The organism is Pseudoalteromonas sp. NZS71_1, assembly GCF_015864305.1.
Classification (GTDB): domain Bacteria; phylum Pseudomonadota; class Gammaproteobacteria; order Enterobacterales; family Alteromonadaceae; genus Pseudoalteromonas; species Pseudoalteromonas arctica.
This window is the reverse complement of the sequence record NZ_JADYXM010000001.1, coordinates 254,322-270,475: the sequence shown is the minus strand read 5'-3', so window position 1 is coordinate 270,475 and position 16,154 is coordinate 254,322. Positions and strand designations below refer to the sequence as shown.

Annotated in this window: 15 protein-coding genes; 4 read left to right on the top strand and 11 right to left on the bottom strand. The window is 38.3% G+C overall.

Translation table 11 applies throughout. The annotated features are described in order from the left end of the window. Positions 1–9: 9 nt before the first annotated feature. The 6 genes from I6F43_RS01120 to I6F43_RS01095 all read right to left on the bottom strand — a co-directional run bounded on the left by I6F43_RS01120 (position 10) and on the right by I6F43_RS01095 (position 6,077). Positions 10–1,227 (bottom strand): BCCT family transporter, encoded by a 1,218-nt coding sequence (locus I6F43_RS01120; protein ID WP_024592192.1) that lies wholly within the window; start codon positions 1,225–1,227, stop codon positions 10–12. A gap of 158 nt (positions 1,228–1,385) precedes the next feature. Next, entirely contained in the window at positions 1,386–3,053 is a 1,668-nt protein-coding gene (gene betA, locus I6F43_RS01115) for a choline dehydrogenase (protein ID WP_101216984.1), read from the bottom strand. A gap of 11 nt (positions 3,054–3,064) precedes the next feature. Next, positions 3,065–4,528 (bottom strand): betaine-aldehyde dehydrogenase, encoded by a 1,464-nt coding sequence (gene betB / locus I6F43_RS01110; RefSeq protein WP_024591762.1) that lies wholly within the window; start codon positions 4,526–4,528, stop codon positions 3,065–3,067. A 1-nt stretch (position 4,529) separates the two neighbouring features. Next, positions 4,530–5,105 carry a transcriptional regulator BetI gene (gene betI / locus I6F43_RS01105; protein ID WP_010553010.1) on the bottom strand — a complete coding sequence of 192 codons (576 nt, stop codon included), beginning with the start codon at positions 5,103–5,105 and terminating at the stop codon, positions 4,530–4,532. Between the two features lie 409 nt (positions 5,106–5,514). Then, the gene (locus I6F43_RS01100; protein ID WP_165725464.1) at positions 5,515–5,820 is read right to left on the bottom strand and encodes a hypothetical protein; all 306 of its coding nucleotides are present in this window, start codon (positions 5,818–5,820) and stop codon (positions 5,515–5,517) included. Next, complete coding sequence (locus I6F43_RS01095) at positions 5,820–6,077, bottom strand: DUF3081 domain-containing protein (protein WP_002958616.1); 258 nt, start codon at positions 6,075–6,077, stop codon at positions 5,820–5,822. Before I6F43_RS01095 ends, I6F43_RS01100 begins: the two co-directional genes overlap by 1 nt. Before the next feature lie 146 nt (positions 6,078–6,223). Here I6F43_RS01095 and I6F43_RS01090 point away from each other — a divergent pair, with 146 nt between their 5' ends. Continuing rightward, positions 6,224–7,504, top strand: a complete 1,281-nt coding sequence (locus I6F43_RS01090; protein ID WP_008169642.1) for a flavohemoglobin expression-modulating QEGLA motif protein — start codon at positions 6,224–6,226, stop codon at positions 7,502–7,504. A 70-nt stretch (positions 7,505–7,574) separates the two neighbouring features. Here I6F43_RS01090 and I6F43_RS01085 read toward each other — a convergent pair whose 3' ends face one another. Genes I6F43_RS01085 through I6F43_RS01070 form a run of 4 tightly spaced genes read right to left on the bottom strand, consistent with a single transcriptional unit; the run spans position 7,575 to position 12,178 of the window. Continuing rightward, positions 7,575–8,378, bottom strand: a complete 804-nt coding sequence (locus I6F43_RS01085) for a DUF1338 domain-containing protein (protein ID WP_197100544.1) — start codon at positions 8,376–8,378, stop codon at positions 7,575–7,577. Positions 8,379–8,413: 35 nt separating this feature from the next. Continuing rightward, complete coding sequence (gene astD, locus I6F43_RS01080) at positions 8,414–9,880, bottom strand: succinylglutamate-semialdehyde dehydrogenase (protein ID WP_197100541.1); 1,467 nt, start codon at positions 9,878–9,880, stop codon at positions 8,414–8,416. Positions 9,881–9,887: 7 nt separating this feature from the next. After that, on the bottom strand, positions 9,888–10,922 hold the full coding sequence (gene astA, locus I6F43_RS01075; RefSeq protein ID WP_007580762.1) for an arginine N-succinyltransferase: 1,035 nt from the start codon (positions 10,920–10,922) through the stop codon (positions 9,888–9,890). 50 nt (positions 10,923–10,972) lie between these two features. Then, positions 10,973–12,178, bottom strand: coding sequence for an aspartate aminotransferase family protein (locus I6F43_RS01070; RefSeq protein ID WP_007580760.1), 1,206 nt, complete (start codon positions 12,176–12,178; stop codon positions 10,973–10,975). Positions 12,179–12,372: 194 nt separating this feature from the next. Here I6F43_RS01070 and I6F43_RS01065 point away from each other — a divergent pair, with 194 nt between their 5' ends. Further along, complete coding sequence (locus tag I6F43_RS01065) at positions 12,373–12,801, top strand: Lrp/AsnC family transcriptional regulator (protein WP_002958609.1); 429 nt, start codon at positions 12,373–12,375, stop codon at positions 12,799–12,801. 499 nt (positions 12,802–13,300) lie between these two features. After that, positions 13,301–14,470, top strand: coding sequence for a cache domain-containing protein (locus tag I6F43_RS01060; protein WP_101216978.1), 1,170 nt, complete (start codon positions 13,301–13,303; stop codon positions 14,468–14,470). A 59-nt stretch (positions 14,471–14,529) separates the two neighbouring features. Here I6F43_RS01060 and I6F43_RS01055 read toward each other — a convergent pair whose 3' ends face one another. Beyond that, positions 14,530–15,462, bottom strand: coding sequence for a hypothetical protein (locus I6F43_RS01055; protein ID WP_007580756.1), 933 nt, complete (start codon positions 15,460–15,462; stop codon positions 14,530–14,532). 383 nt (positions 15,463–15,845) lie between these two features. On the opposite strand from I6F43_RS01055, the gene I6F43_RS01050 reads away from it, so the two are divergent. Then, the gene (locus I6F43_RS01050; RefSeq protein WP_197100539.1) at positions 15,846–16,148 is read left to right on the top strand and encodes an isoamylase early set domain-containing protein; all 303 of its coding nucleotides are present in this window, start codon (positions 15,846–15,848) and stop codon (positions 16,146–16,148) included. The last annotated feature ends 6 nt before the right edge of the window (positions 16,149–16,154 follow it).

Sequence of the window (16,154 nt, the reverse complement as noted above, 5' to 3'; positions counted from 1 at the left end):
TATTAATCCCTAGTGTACTGTGTCTATTTTTGTGTAATCAATTTCGTTTGCTTTTGGTGAGCTGTCTATGTTTGTAACTGTTTTAAACTTGCTGTATCCGATAAAACCAGCACAGATAAAGAACAATCCAATAACCAATGCGCCTACCCACTGAATTTGTAAAAATTCTAATTTAAACAATAGTGTAAGTAACGATAAAGCGACAACATTTCCGATCATGTATTTCATTTTGCCAAAACGCTTTACGGTAAAGTTTAGGTTATCTGTATATAAACGCACTAACGAATCGAGTGAGTTAATTACAAATACAATACCTACAAATACCATTGCAAAGTTTTTAATGCCTTGAGTTGGAATACCCGCTTCATGGTAGTGATAAAGTACGCTAAACCAAATCGCAATAGGAATAGAAGGGAAAATCAACATAGCACCTAATACTTGGTATGTTTTAAGTCCACCAACAAAGCGTGATGTAAATTGACCAATCATTATGCTCCACGCAAACCACCAGAATAAGTAGAACTCATGGTAATCATTAAGCGGTAAAACAAATTCATTAATGTTCGCAAAGTAAGTACCAATAGAGCCTAAGTTATCTGTAAATGCTGACATTTGACTATCACCAATCACAAATGCGCCAGCCCACATAAAGGCGATTAAAGCTAAAAATAACCAGGTAGTAGAAATACTTAAAATACGTACATATTTAATATCAGTACTTGAGTACACAGCAAAACAGATAGCCGCAAACACAATCAAGTAAAACTCAGAAACTATACTTGTTCCATCACCTAGTTCGGGTAAATACCACGGTAGGTTTGTAAGCAGCAAATAAGCGGTAAATGCACATGTACCAATAATTACAACGTTATTGATAAATTTAACCCAAGGAATTTCGAAAAATTTCACTTTAGGTTCTATTACACAGAAATAAAAGCACGTAAGAAAGTAAAATCCCCAGATCAAAAATCCCCAGTAGCCAAACTCAATAGCCAGTGGATTTGCAAACGCGTATTCTGGGCTTGCTTTTATGTCTGCATAACCTGCAAACTCAGTTAAAGGAAACATGATAAGGCCAACATCCAGGCCAGAAGTAAATAGTATTGCTATAAACGTAAAGGTTCGAACTGGTGTTACACCTACTACGCGAACATTACCCCATTTAATTAAAATAGTGATAATGGCAAGTAAGGTAAAAATGATCCCTGCATTAAGCCAAATAGTCATTGTTACCCTCCAGTAATGAATAAAAATAATTCATAAGCACTCCGTATTTTATTGTTTTATTCTCGCATTAACACAACGTAACCTATTTACATCGTGTGCCACTGCAAGGCACGCATTGGTTTAGCCCGACGAGACTAAACCTAAGCATGTGGCTAAAGTTAGATCTCCGTACTACGTTGTGTTTCTTGCCAGTTTTTTGTTATGGCAACATTCACATCCGATTTCTGTAATGGGTCTTTACCTAAAATTATGTCAGCTGCTTTTTCGGCAACCATAATAGTAGGCGCATTCAAGTTTCCGTTAGGAACAGTTGGGAATATAGATGAGTCAACAACACGTAGTCCTTCAATACCATGTACTTGCGTATTTGAGTTAACAACGGCCATATCATCTTCACCCATTTTGCATGAGCAAGAAGGGTGGTAGGCACTTTCTACGGCTTGGCGTACAAAGGCATCTATTTCTTCATCTGTTTGAATATGTTTACCAGGTTGAATTTCTTCATCGCGGTATTCATCAAAGGCACTTTGTTCGATTATGTCGCGTGTTAAGCGAACGCACGCTCTAAAACCTTCAATATCGTCTTGGTGTTCAAGGTAATTAAATAAAATGGTTGGTGGTTGCTCAGGATTCGCAGAAGCAATAGTGACACTACCGCGACTTTTTGGTTTGTTATGACCAACATGTACCTGAAAACCATGACCTGCAAATGCACTTCTACCATCGTAACGCATAGCCGCTGGTAAAAAGTGATACTGAATATCTGGCCATTCAACACCTGGTTTTGAGCGAATAAACGCACACGATTCAAAATGATTCGTTGCACCTAAACCTGAACGCGTTAATAACCAGCGCGCGCCAATCAATCCTTTTGAAACAATGCCTAGTTTGCCGTTAAGCGTGATAGGTTGCTTACACTTGTATTGAAAGTAAAACTCAAGATGATCTTGTAAGTTTTGACCAACACCTGGTAGATGATGCTGTACTTCAACGCCTGCTTTTTCAAGCACTTGAGTATCACCAATACCAGAGAGTTGTAAAATATGTGGAGAGCCAATTGGCCCTGCACTTAGTACAACGTCTTTTGCAGCATGTGCAGTTTTAACGTCGCCATTTACTTTGTATTCAATGCCAGTGGCTTTTTTGCCATCTAAAATCACGCGTTGTGCTAGTGCACCGGTAATAATTGTTAAATTACTACGCGATTTAACAGGGTCTAAGTACTCACGAGAAGCAGAGCTGCGCACGCCGTCTTTTACGGTCATGTGCATTGGGCCAAAACCCTCTTGCTGCGACGCATTATAATCATCTGTAGAAGCATAACCGGCTTGTACACCTGCTTTGATAAAGGTGCGGTAAAGCGGGTTTTTCATTTCGTTGCCGTTATTAACGCCAAGCGGGCCTTTGCCACCACGGTAAGTATTTTCACCAAGGTAAAAGCTTTCTGCTTTTTGAAAATACGGTAAACACGATTGGTAATCCCAGCCGTTTGCACCGTGTTGCTGCCATTCGTCAAAATCTTTTGCGTGGCCACGTACATATACCATGCCATTAATAGATGATGAGCCGCCTAATACTTTGCCTCGAGGACAATGCATTTCACGGTTATCTAAATGAGGCTCAGGCTGCGTATGAAACTGCCATGCGTATTTGTCACTATTCATAGGAATAGATAACGCGGTTGGCATTTTTATAAAAATACTTTTATCGCTACCGCCAGTTTCAAGTAGTAACACGCGGTTACTTGAATCTTCAGATAAACGGTTTGCTAAAACACAACCGGCCGAACCCGCGCCAACAATAATATAGTCGTAATGATTACTCATAGTAGGGCGCCTTAAAATGGGCTTTCTATGTCGGCCATACCAACATAAATAGACTTAGTTTGCGTGTATTGATCAAGCGTTTGTATACCATTTTCACGGCCAATACCCGATTGCTTATAACCGCCAACTGGCATTTCAGCAGGTGAGTTACCGTATGCATTAATCCAACAAATACCGGCTTGTAACTTATGAATAACGCGGTGCGCACGTTTAATATCGCTAGTAAATACGCCTGCGGCTAAGCCTAGGTGAGTCCCGTTAGCGCGTGCAATAACATCGTCTTCGTCGTCAAAAACAAGCACGCTCATTACAGGGCCAAATATTTCTTCTTTAACGATAGTCATATCGTCATTACAATCAATAAACACAGTCGGTGCTACAAAATAGCCATTAGGTGCAGATTTAGGTGAAAGCGTTGTACCACCGGTTAATAGCGTTGCACCTTCTTCGATGCCTTTATTAACGTAGCTCATTACTAGTTCTTGGTGCTTTTTAGAAATAAGTGCGCCAAAGTTAGTATTTAAATCTTGTGGGTCGCCAGCAATAATGTTTTTCTCAGTGCGCGCTTTAAGCTCATCAATAAACTGCTGATATACATTTTTATGAACGTAAATACGTGTACAGTTAGTACAAATTTCGCCTTGCGTATAAAAGTTACCTAACATAGCAGCGCTAACCGCTTGCTCAATGTTGGCATCATCAAATACTAATAGTGGAGATTTACCACCAAGTTCCATCGTGACATCTTTTAAAGTACCGGCAGCACTTGCTACTACTTTTTTACCTGTGCCTACTTCACCCGTAAATGATACTTTATCAATATCGCTATGCTGCGTTAGCCACTGGCCTACATCGCCCGCGCCTTGAACAACATTAAACACACCTGCAGGTACGCCAGCTTCAACAAAGACTTCTGCAAGTTTAAGTGCGCCAAGTGGTGTTTCTTCAGATGGTTTGAATATAAATGCATTACCAGCTGCAAGGGCAGGGCCCGACTTCCAACACGCAATTTGTAGTGGGTAGTTCCATGCACCAATACCCGCACAAATACCTAATGGCTCTTTACGTGTGTAGTAAAAGTCATCACCAACCATTTGTTGTTGGCCTACTTGTGCTGGCGCAAGGCCTGCAAAGTATTCAATTACATCAGCGCCGGTTTCAATATCAACACAATTTGCTTCTTGCATTGGTTTACCGGTGTCAAGTACTTCTACAAGTGCCAGCTCATCGTTGCGCTCGCGTAAAATAGCCACTGCTTTTAATAAAATGCGGCTACGTTCAATGGGTGTCATTGCTGACCACTGAGCAAAACCTTGCTTTGCACTGGCAATGGCTGCGTTTTGAATAAATTCGTCGGCAATTTCTACTGCGTAAATAACCTCGCCCGTTGCTGGGTTTGTTACATCAAATGTTTTGCCGTTCTGGTTTGCAAGAAAATGGCCGTTAATAAAATTTTGATAGACAGGTGTAGTCACGCTAGGCTCCATATTGCTTGATAAGTGAAAGTACGTAGCTTTTTGCTAACTTTTCACTGTGTTTAAACTGATTATTGTCTGATTTACTCAGTACTGCTCTTAACCATAGGCCATCGATCATTGCGGCGCTAAGTTCTGCAGCTTGCTTTGCTTGCTCAATAGGCATTAATTGCTTAAAAGAAAATGCTAAATTACTTTGCAAGCGTTTACTGTTTACGTTTTGTAGTCTGTGTAATTCTTCATCATGCATCGATTGCGCCCAAAAACTTAACCACGTTCGGGTTGTATCATTACGCTGTTGTACAAGCGCAAAGTTGGCTTCGATAATAATCATTAAACGTTCAATGGCATTCGTTTGGTTATTTACTTTACTTATCAAGCCTTGTTTTAAGCTTGTTAGTAAGTATCTAACAGTGGCTTCAATTAACCCCTGCTTACCACCAAAATAATGACTAATAATGCCTGACGATAAACCGGCATTTTTACTAATGCTGTTTATAGTTGTGCCTTGTAGTCCATTAGTTGCAACTGACTCTATAGTCGCGTCAATTAGCTGCTGACGTCTGACAGGTTCCATTCCGACTTTAGGCATGATTTTTATTAATTGAACGTTCAATAAACATAAGCTTAAGGTAATAGCTCTAACAATTCAAGGCTGAAGTAAATATCTAGATGCCAAAATGTAGATTAATCATTAATAAAAGCGCAACTAATGCGATAAAGAAGATAAGGTTTTATTTTGTTTTATTTTATTTAAAACAAAGGCTTGTGAATTTTATTTTGAAATTAAATAATAGTAATGATTTGTTTACAGCAATAAATGAATAAAATGATCAATAATCATTAGTGCAGTAATAATTAGAGTACTAATAGTATTAATTTAATACAAAAGCGCACTAAACCTGCAATTGCTTAGTGCTCTAATAAATTTATATAGAGAGTAAACTTTGTGGTTTTATCGTTTTAAAGCGCTTGGTTTTGAAAGGTCAGGCATTATTAATAACGCCTTTAAAAAGTAGGGGGTAACGTCTTAGTCTATTGCCAATATAGTCATCAGCTAAAATTTGCTGGCAAATAAAGTCTATATCTTTGCTTGCTTCAAAAACCCAATCAAAGCGCTCTATAGCCAGTAAAAAACCACGCTTTAAATGAGTTTGAGCACGGTACTGTTCTAAATTTTCTTGAATAATTGAGACTTTGCTTGGATCAGCTCTAAGCTCTTCTACTACTTGGTTTATAAAAGTAGTATTGAGCTTACTGGTAGGGCGGTGTCTGCGTTTTCGTGGGTGCATTAGCTCTCGTTTGCAATGTTATATAATTTTTTCAAAAAGTCGTCTTTATGCTTTTCATGTTCGTAGTCAAGGTGGTAAGTATTATGAAAACCAAAGCGCAGTTCAACGCCGCTACCTTGTAGGTATACTGTGTAGCCATCTACGTCTGAATAAGCAGTAACACCTTGATAATGCTTGCCTTCATCAGTCATTTCACCTTTTTGAATTATACGTTCATATACGGCTAAAATCTGTTTATTGTCGATTTCGTTTTTCATGTTTTATGCCCTTCGTTTAGTAACTCATACGATACAGATATGAGGGTCGATCATCTTAAAAACAATAGCTAAAAAAGTGTGATATTGCTTTGTAATTTCGCTTTTTTAAATTATGCTCAAAGCTCATTTATTGTTGAGCTTAGAGCATGATAGACAAGGCGTTACTACTAAAAACTCGTGAGTTATCGGATCAATTAATTGCATTGCAAACTCCAATTAGGATACTCGATGCTATTAATTGGGATAAACAAACTAAAGAGGAGTTTTTTAGACAGAAATGTCAAAAAAACCCACTCATCGATCGTGCATATTATCAACAGCGCGACCTTGGTTTTGTACCTAGCGAGCTGCGCCAAGCATTTTCTACTTTGCACCGTAACATTATTAACCAATTGGGACAGTTAAATCCGATTGCTCAATATATGGGAAAAATGTGCACCGAGTATAAAACGGTATTAAGTATGCTTGAGTATCGTGGAACGCCAGAGTTTCATGACTTATCAGTGGAGTTATTTGGACACCCTAAAGATTTATTCCATGCTGGTGAGCCCTCACTTTCTGAGCTAGCTAATATGCTAGATAAACCGCTGCAAAATTTACTTATAGCCGACATACTGCCTGACGACCCTAAAAATATTGATGCTGTTGATGCTGTGCGTATTTTGTCTGAGCAAGTAAATGCCAGTATGGCAGGCATAAACGTAGAGGTAATGCTTAGCGATGGTATTGTCAGTGATGCAGCCGCAGGTGCTAATAATATAAAGCTTAATCAAGATGTTAAGTTTTCTCAGCGTGAACTTGATATTTTAGAAGTTCACGAAGGGTGGATACACGTAGGTACCACTCAAAATGGTTTAGCACAGCCGTATTTAACATGTTTGAGTAAAGGCACGCCTAGCTCTACTATTACCCAAGAAGGCCTAGCGGTATTAACCGAAATTATTACTTTAAAATCGACTCCGAGACGTTTATCTAAATTAGTGAATCGTATTCAAGCGGTTACAAAGGTAATAGATGGCGCTGAGTTTGTAGACATTTACCGTGACTATGTCGCGCAAGGTTTATCAAAAGATGACAGTTATACACTCGCGCAGCGTGTATTTAGAGGCAGTACGCCAACAGGTCTGCCTTTTACAAAAGACATTGCCTACATTAAAGGCTTTGTACTGGTATATAACTTAATTCGCGTAGCAATACAGCTAGGTCGAATCGATAGGCTTCCTTTATTACTCGTAGGTAAAATATCGATAGATGATTTTAGGTTAATATCGCAGCTTCATGATTTAGGTGTAATAGAGAGCCCACAATTTGTGCCACCACACTTTAAAGACTTACGTGGTTTGGCAACGTGGTTGAGCTTTGGCCGCTTTATTGGCGACTTATCGTTTGAAAAGTTAGAAAACGATTATAAACCGTTATTTTTATAATTAATCAACATAACTACCGACATAAAAAAAGCCCATAACGGGCTTTTAAAATAAAGTACTTTAGGTTTTATTATCGAGCGTTGGTGCTTTCAAATATTTTGTCAGCTGAGGCTGCAACAAAACCTGTATAAAGCTCGCCGTCTGCTTTAGGGTAACGAATAGCAAACTCATAAAAACAGCTAGGAATGCTCATATCACCGTCACTAAAGGTAACAGAGTATTCATCAGCAAGTGTTGACGATTGCTCTAGTAACACCTCTGGTGAGCCTTTGACCTCGCCGCCTGACGTGTTAAGCGAAAAGCCAGCGTCTTTCAGGGCTTGGTTAACATCATGAATGTTATCAAACTTAGCAAGCGTATTAATGTTTACGGTAAAGTGATTGGCACGGTAACCCCACGCCGACATCCACGCTGCATACTCGCTTTCAGCTAGCAGCTGCTTATAAGTATCGGTGCTTACTTGCCAATGCGTGCCTGAATACAAAAAGTTATCAGCTGTTACTGCACTTTCATCAATTTTGTCAACCATGTCGGTTACGATGGCTTGTAACTCAGGCGAGCATTTTTCAACTAATAGCTCAGAAATAAACACTTTTGGCTGGTTAGGATCGCTATGCTCGTAGTGCTTTGCATAGAGTTTTTTAGCTTCAAAATGGTACTCACCACATTCTTTGTAACCAATAGCTAAAAAGTGAGCAGCGAGCTTTTCAAGACCCACTTTTTCAATATTAAATGTACGCAGCGCAATATGATCGTTAATGATGTCATCTTTTTGCGTTGACCCTAAAAGGTCATGAATTTTGTCTGCCGATGGAGTTACGTTTAAGTAATTTTTCCAAAGGTTATTAAATAATGTATTTACATCAGTATGCATGTTAAGTCCTTAAATTTAAAATTTGGTTTTATTACTTATTCAATTATTAAGCCCGGCGCTAGGGTTTGCGGTAAGCTCACTTTGTCTGACTCAACAGATGCTACAGGGTATGCGCAATAATCGGCGGCATAATAGGCACTGGCTCTGTGATTACCACTGGCGCCAATACCGCCAAATGGAGCTGCACTAGAGGCACCCGTAATAGGGCGGTTCCAGTTAACAATCCCTGCACGAATGCGCTTTAAAAAGTGAGTGTAATCATCTTCACTGTCGCTAAGTAAACCTGCAGATAAACCAAAGCTTGTGTTATTGGCTTCAATGATTGCGCTGTCAAAGTCGTTGTAACGATACACTTTAATAAGCGGACCAAAATGCTCTTCATCTGGCATGTCGGTAATGTTTGTTACATCAATAATGCCTGGACTTACAAAACCTGTGCCTGATTTTAATTGCTTAAGTTCAACAAGGATTTGCGCGCCTTTTGAGACTAATTCACTTTGCGCAGCGACCATACCCAGTGCTGCTTTTTCGCTTATCATTGCACCCATAAAAGGCTGCTCTGTAGCAAAGCTGTCGTCTACAACTATATTTTTAGTCGCGCTTATTAGCTTTTCTAATATAGCATCGCCATTGAGCGATTTTTCAATAAATAAGCGGCGTGCACACGTACAGCGCTGACCTGAGGTAATAAAACCTGATTGAATAATATCGTGCACACCAGCGCTTACATCACTCACGTCCTTTACAATAAGAGGATTATTACCACCCATTTCAAGTGCTAAAATTTTGCCAGGGTGTCCTGCAAATTGCTTATGTAGTAAGTGACCTGTGTTTGAGCTACCGGTAAAAAACAATCCATCTATGTCTTTGTGAGAGGCAAGTGCTTTACCTGTTTCAATTTCACCTTGCACAAGGTTAATAACACCTGCTGGTAAGCCCGCTTTTAGCCAAAGTGAGAGCGTAAATTCTGCAACGTGCGGGGTCAGTTCTGATGGCTTAAATACCACGGTGTTGCCTGCTAAAATTGCAGGAACAATATGCCCGTTTGGTAAATGCCCCGGAAAGTTATACGGGCCAAAAATAGCCACAACGCCATGCGGTTTGTGTCTAATAAACGCTTTTGCACCTGGCATTGGGTTTTCGGTTGTACCGGTACGCTCATGGTATGCTTTTACAGATATAGCTACTTTGCCTGTCATTGCGCCTACTTCTGTGCGGGTTTCCCATAATGGTTTACCTGTTTCGCGTGCAATTATGGTCGCAAATTCTTCACTGTGTTCTTTTAATTGAGCTGCGAAGTTTTCAAGAATGGCTATACGCTCTTCAAGTGGTTTGTCTGCCCATTGTAATTGCGCAGCTCTGGCTGCTTTTATAGCTGAATTTACTTGCTGGGCGTTTGCGCCATTACCTTGCCATACCACATCGCCATTACTTGGATTGATTGACTCAAATGCTGGACCTTGCCCTGCATGCCACTGGTTATTAATTAGGTGTGTATTCATAAATAATTTACAGGCGGAAAAATCGCGCTGCATCTCCTTGACTTAAATTAAGTGCTTTAGCCACATCTTGGCTAATGACGAGAGTATGTTTTGCATGATTGTAATGTGCGTCTTTGGTAAATGTTGCTCTAAAGCCACTTACGCCTTGATTACATACAGCCAGCGTATCAGAGCTATTTTGTGATATGTGATCAAGCTCACCAATAGTAATAGGGCAAACTTGAGAGTCGCGAATGCTGCGAATATTACCAAGCTTTGCTTCAACCGTTGGGCCTGCGTCAAATAAGTCAACGTAGCCTCTGTGCTCAAAACCTTCTTTTTCTAATAATTTTAGCGCAGGTTTTGTTTTTTCATGCACATGCCCAATAACTGCTTGGGCTTTCTTGCTAAGCAAGTTCACATAAATAGGGTATTTAGGCATTAACTCGCTAATAAATACCTTATCGCCTAAGCCAACTAAGTGATCCGCTTCTGGAAATTCAATACTAAAAAAGTGCTCTTGCAGCCATTGCCAAAAAGGAGAATGGCCGTCTTCGTCGCTAACACCGCGCATTTCTGCGATAACAGTATCGGCAAAACGCTCGCTATGCTGAGCCATAAACAAAAAGCGTGAACGTGATAAAAATCGACCTGTTAAACCTTTACGGCTATTTTCGCGCAAAAATAATGTGCATATTTCAGAGCAACCTGTGTAGTCGTTACACATGCTCAAAATATCAACGGTGTTATATACATTTAAAGTAGGCGAGTGGTGTACTGTTTTACCTAAATGATAATGATATAAAGGCACCGATAAACCTACTGCGGCTTCTATAGCGGTTGTGCCAATAACGTCACCTGTTTCACTGTCCTCTAAAACAAATAAATAGCTTTCATCAAGTGGCTGGTTAATGTTTTTGGCAAAGCTTTTTTCAGCACGTTCAATTTTTTCTTTAAGCTGTGCATCGTCCACAGGTAAAGAGGTAAACCCATGACCGGATTCAATCGCTATTTGTTTAAGCGCGTCAAAATCATTGGCAGTAATAGGACGTAATACTTGCATTTATTGCTTGCTCCAATAGCACGCCTGTAGGCGTGCTAATTTAAACTATATTAACCGTTTACTACATCGCTAACGGCTTTTTCAAAGCGCGCTAAGCCTTCTTTAATATCTTCGAACGGAATAACTAAAGACGGTGTAAAGCGAATTACATTCATGCCAGCTACAAGGTTCATTAAACCATTATTAGCACTTGCTACTAAAAAGTCGCGTGCACGTCCTTCAAATTTGTCATTTAGTACTGCGCCAATTAATAAGCCTTTACCACGTACTTCGCTAAATACGTTGTATTTTTCGTTAATTGCGTTTAATCCGTCACGGAATAATTGCTCGCGCTCTTTAACACCGTTTAGTACGTCTGGTGTATTTACTGTATCAAATGCCGCTTCAGCAACAGCACAAGCAAGTGCGTTTCCGCCATAAGTAGAACCGTGAGTACCAATTTTTAAATGCTCAGCAATTGGTGTACGAGTGATCATAGCGCCAATTGGAAAACCACCACCCAATGCTTTTGCCGTTGTTAAAATGTCAGGAACAACGCCTAAACCTTCATAAGCGTATAAATCGCCTGTGCGACCAACACCCGTTTGTACTTCATCAAAAATAAGTAACGCGTTATGTTTAGTACAAAGTTCACGTACTTTTTTAGCAAATTCATCTGTTGGTGAAATAATACCGCCTTCACCTTGTAATGGTTCCATCATAACAGCACATGTTTTATCGCTGATCAGCGCTTCAAATGCTGCTATATCGTTAAAATCACAATGTACTATGTCAGCAGGTTTAGGACCAAAGCCGTCAGAATATGCAGCTTGCCCGCCCACAGTTACTGTAAAGAATGTGCGACCATGGAAACCTTTATTAAATGCAATTATTTGCGTTTTTTCAGCGCCATATACGTCCAATGCATAACGACGCGCTAACTTAAGCGCTGCTTCATTGGCTTCTGCGCCTGAGTTTGCAAAGTAAACTTTATCAGCGAATGTTGCTTCAACCATTTTTTGAGCTAAACGAAGTGCTGGCTCATTGGTCATAACATTCGATAAATGCCAAATTTTTTCGCCTTGCTCTTTTAATGCTTTAACTAATGCAGGATGACAGTGACCCAAACAGTTAACGGCAATACCACCAGCAAAATCGATAAACTCGTTATCATTTTGATCCCAAACGCGTGAACCTTCACCACGAACTGGAATGATTGCCGATGGATTATAGTTTGGTACCATTACGTCGTTAAATAAGTCTCTTGTTACTTGCATTTTTACACCTAAATTTAATGGGCTTAGATAAAAGATTAGTTGCTAACTCAAAGAAGAATATAGCCTTTATTCTTCAGCAAACACGTTATTATTTCTTGTAGAGGTCATTATCGAAGGTTAGCTATTAAAATTGCAGTGCTATTTTGTGAAAAATGATTAAAATAAAAGACAAAATAACGAAGAAAATAACCATTATGATAACTCCACAAGATGAAAAGCTACTTTCTGTACTAAAAACAAACGCTAGGGCGAGTATTTCTGATCTTGCTCGAATGCTTGACTTATCTCGTTCAACGGTACAAAGCCGTATGCTCAAACTAGAAGAAACGGGTGTAATTAAAGGCTATAGCGTTGATTATGGAGATGACTACCTCAGTAAAATGGTATCAGCTCATGTGTCTATAAAAGTAAGACAAAAACTAACAACTAAAACAAATATTGAGCTTAAGCAAATTGATGCAATTTCGCAGCTCTATGCCATAAGTGGTGAGTTTGATTTAATTGCTGTAGTACAGGCTCAAAATTTAGAGCAGCTTAGCCATTTACTTGACGATATAGGAAATCTGGATGGAGTAGAGCGCACAACATCTTCTGTTATTTTAGAAACTAAATTTAAGCGCTAGAGTCAGTGAGTTTTTGTTTTAGTCGTTAAGTGAACACTCGGTATACTTTAGGTAAGTAATAGAAAGGCTAGGGTTTGTTGATCTTTCAAGGTTGAATTTTCAGTAGCCTGTTTAGTATTCAGGCAAGGCAGAGCCTATGCAGTGTGGTTACTCCCCATAGGGTTCTTCCTAGGCGCTATTTACTCTTGGTTGCCTACATAGATGTAAGCTATTAGAACAACGCAGGAGCAGTTATCGAGCCCACTAGGTTACAAATCTCGCGCCGCGATTAAATAGCGCCTAGTTTGAACGAATTTTAATCCTCAAAGGTCAACAGACCCTAGATATAAATGCATTAATTTAAATATTTAAGTGTACTTTTTATAAGCTAATAGCAGTAGAGCATAGATTTAAATATTGAAGCCATTGATAAGATACAAAATTTTGTAAGGAGAATTTATGCTTTTTTAATATGCATGACTATACTCATTTTAATTTGTACAATATTTAGTAATGGATTATGCCTGCATATTTTTTTACCCTCTTATTGGGTTTAACTGAGCCTCTTCAGTTTGGAACAAACTTACCCACCACTGCACCTGATAATGCAGTCAACCAAGTTGAGTGTATTTTATTTGAAATGGGAGCCCCTTTTCAGCTACAAACCTTGCCATGGTTACGCGCACGTCGAGAAGTAAAGTTAGACCGCTTAGACGGTTATTTCACAACTCATTTAATGCCTGAAATGAAGGCCTATGGGCGCATATCATCCCCCATCTTTTTAGAAAGCTGGTACTGGTTTACTCATCCAGAGAGCATTAATAAACCAAAAAATAAAATGCGTTATGGTGCAGTAAGAGGGAGTTATCAGGCTAATTGGTTTAAAACTCAGAATATTATTGCTGAGGTAGAAGTAAATTCATTAGAAGAAATAGTAAATGTTATGCACCATAAGCGGATTGATAGAATTCTACTTGATTTAGACGATTTTGAATTAGCAGCCTCAAAGCTAGGCATTAATGAAGATGAGTATCAAAGAGAATTTTTTAGGTATGTACCTTTGGGATTATTTGCTTCGCATTCACTTATTAAACGCTTCCCTAAATTTATGCAGCAGTTTGATGAAAATATAAATACTTGCGCGCAGGCACCATTTTCACTATCAAAAAGTGAAGAAAAGCAAATACTTGATAGATTGTCAAGTAGTGCTAAAACCTTACTAAACTTACCTAGTTTAGTAGAACAAGTTCAAATAAGTAATGAGTCTCCCTTAAGTGAATCTGAAATTAAAAGACTAGACCAGCTATGGATAAAAGAAAGTAAACAAGTAAAGCACCCTGATGGATTAGCTATGCTTAATTTACCGTTATCTAAAGTATTTAAAAAATGGCAATCTCAATTCAAAGGTGTTGTTACTGAGCTAATATTGACTGATAACCAAGGAAAAAACATCGCTATTAGTAAGCTAACCAGTGACTACTGGCAAGGAGATGAAAATAAGTTTACTAAAACATTTAAACAGTCAAAAGATTTTAACTTTGATAGCGTCACATATGATGCATCAACACATCATTTTCAAGTTCAGCTAAGTTTTCCTGTTTTAGATGATAATAATAGTCATATTGGAGTGTTGATTTTAGGTGTTGATGTAGAAAAAGCACTTCATTCGTCAAATGAAAAGAGTAATTAACTCATTACCTTTCACATAAGTTAGCTAAGCTTTAATGCTTTAGCTTAGCTAACTAGATGCTATGGAAGTGTTTTTTCTGAAATAGGTTTTTTTCTTATAACTTCTTTTTTGGCTTTATCAAGCTTTATAAAATAAGCATTACCGCCTATGCCTTTAAACTCTTCATCTGTAAATACAATCGTGTTGTCATCAAAAAAGGTGACTGCTTCTTTTTGAGTAACAATCCCTAAATCTATTTTTGATACATCACCAGAGAAAAACTTATCACCTTCAAAGTTTTCAAATAACCAAAGACTTGTTGAATCAAGTAAGACTAATTTTTTACGATCGGGGCTGAGCGCCGCAGAGGTTATCCAGCATAGTTTTTCAAGCGTGGTACACGTTTTAAAAGAGTCAATTAGCTCAGCATCAAAATTTGCTGCATGATCGCCCACTTTATACACTTTAGTAATACCATCGAAAGGTTCTGTGCGGTTTTTAGTAAATAAATATAAATGACGACCTAGTGCTACAAATGCTTCTAAATCAAAATTTCGGTCGTTGGGTTTTATTGGACTGCCATCCATTTCAGGGTAGGTAAACTTAATTATTTCGGCTTGGGTTGTGTTTGTTTTTATATCTATAGGGTTTTCTATTTTATAAATAGTGAGCCATCTACGATCATTTTTGTTATTACCAAAATCCCCTAAAAAAAAGTGCCCAAATTTGTTTTGGGTCATGTCTTCCCAATCAATGTTTTTAGCGTTTTCAACCAAAATTTCTTTGGCAATAGAACCATCTTTGTTAAGGCGGTAAAGCTTGGGTTCGTTGCCTCCGTCGTTAATAGCCCATAGACGTTTTTGTTTATCAAATTCAATACCTGAGATTTCTTTTAATTTAGGATCAACTGAGATTTCTTTTTTACTATAAAGGGTATAGATTGAAGAACCAACAAGTGTGGCTATTATTAAAAAGATGATGGCTATAGTTATTAAAATGCTTTTTTTCAACATGAAAATTATGATATTTCAGAGTATTAAGATGCTGTGTATTATCGCTGATGAAAGTACAGAACAAAAGAATTTTATAAATTTAGGCAATACTTTTGGATTATTTAACTTTAAATTCGATTAAATAAATAATATGTGATGTACGCTTAGTTGGTTCAAATATTGCTCTGTACTACTGAGCTTTTTAAAAAAGATTGTTTATATACTAACCGCACTTTTTAAGTGCAGAAAAAATGAATTGTTGCACTGTAATAATGCGTAAATAAAGTTTTGGTTAACTTACAACGTGTTTAATGATTTTGAATGGAATCCACATCGCCTTTTTGTTTAGTTGTATGGCCTGTGGCAAAGATTAAGTACCCTTTTTGGTTTAGTTGGAGCCTGCTATGTTGAATAAACGTTTTTTTAAAACAAAAGATGAAGCTGAAGTAACCTTTGAATTTTCTCATCCAGAGGCAGAAGAAGTTTGCTTATTAGGCGAATTTAATGATTGGCAACCTGTGTCAATGAAGCTTAATAAAAAACAAGGTGTGTTTAAATTTAAGCAACGCTTACCTATCGATCAACAATTTCACTTTCGTTATTTAATAAATGGAGACATTTGGGATAACGACCACCAAGCTGATGGTTATATTGGCAATACATTTGGCACAGAAAACAGCATAGTAAATACTCAACGCATTAATTAAGGCGAT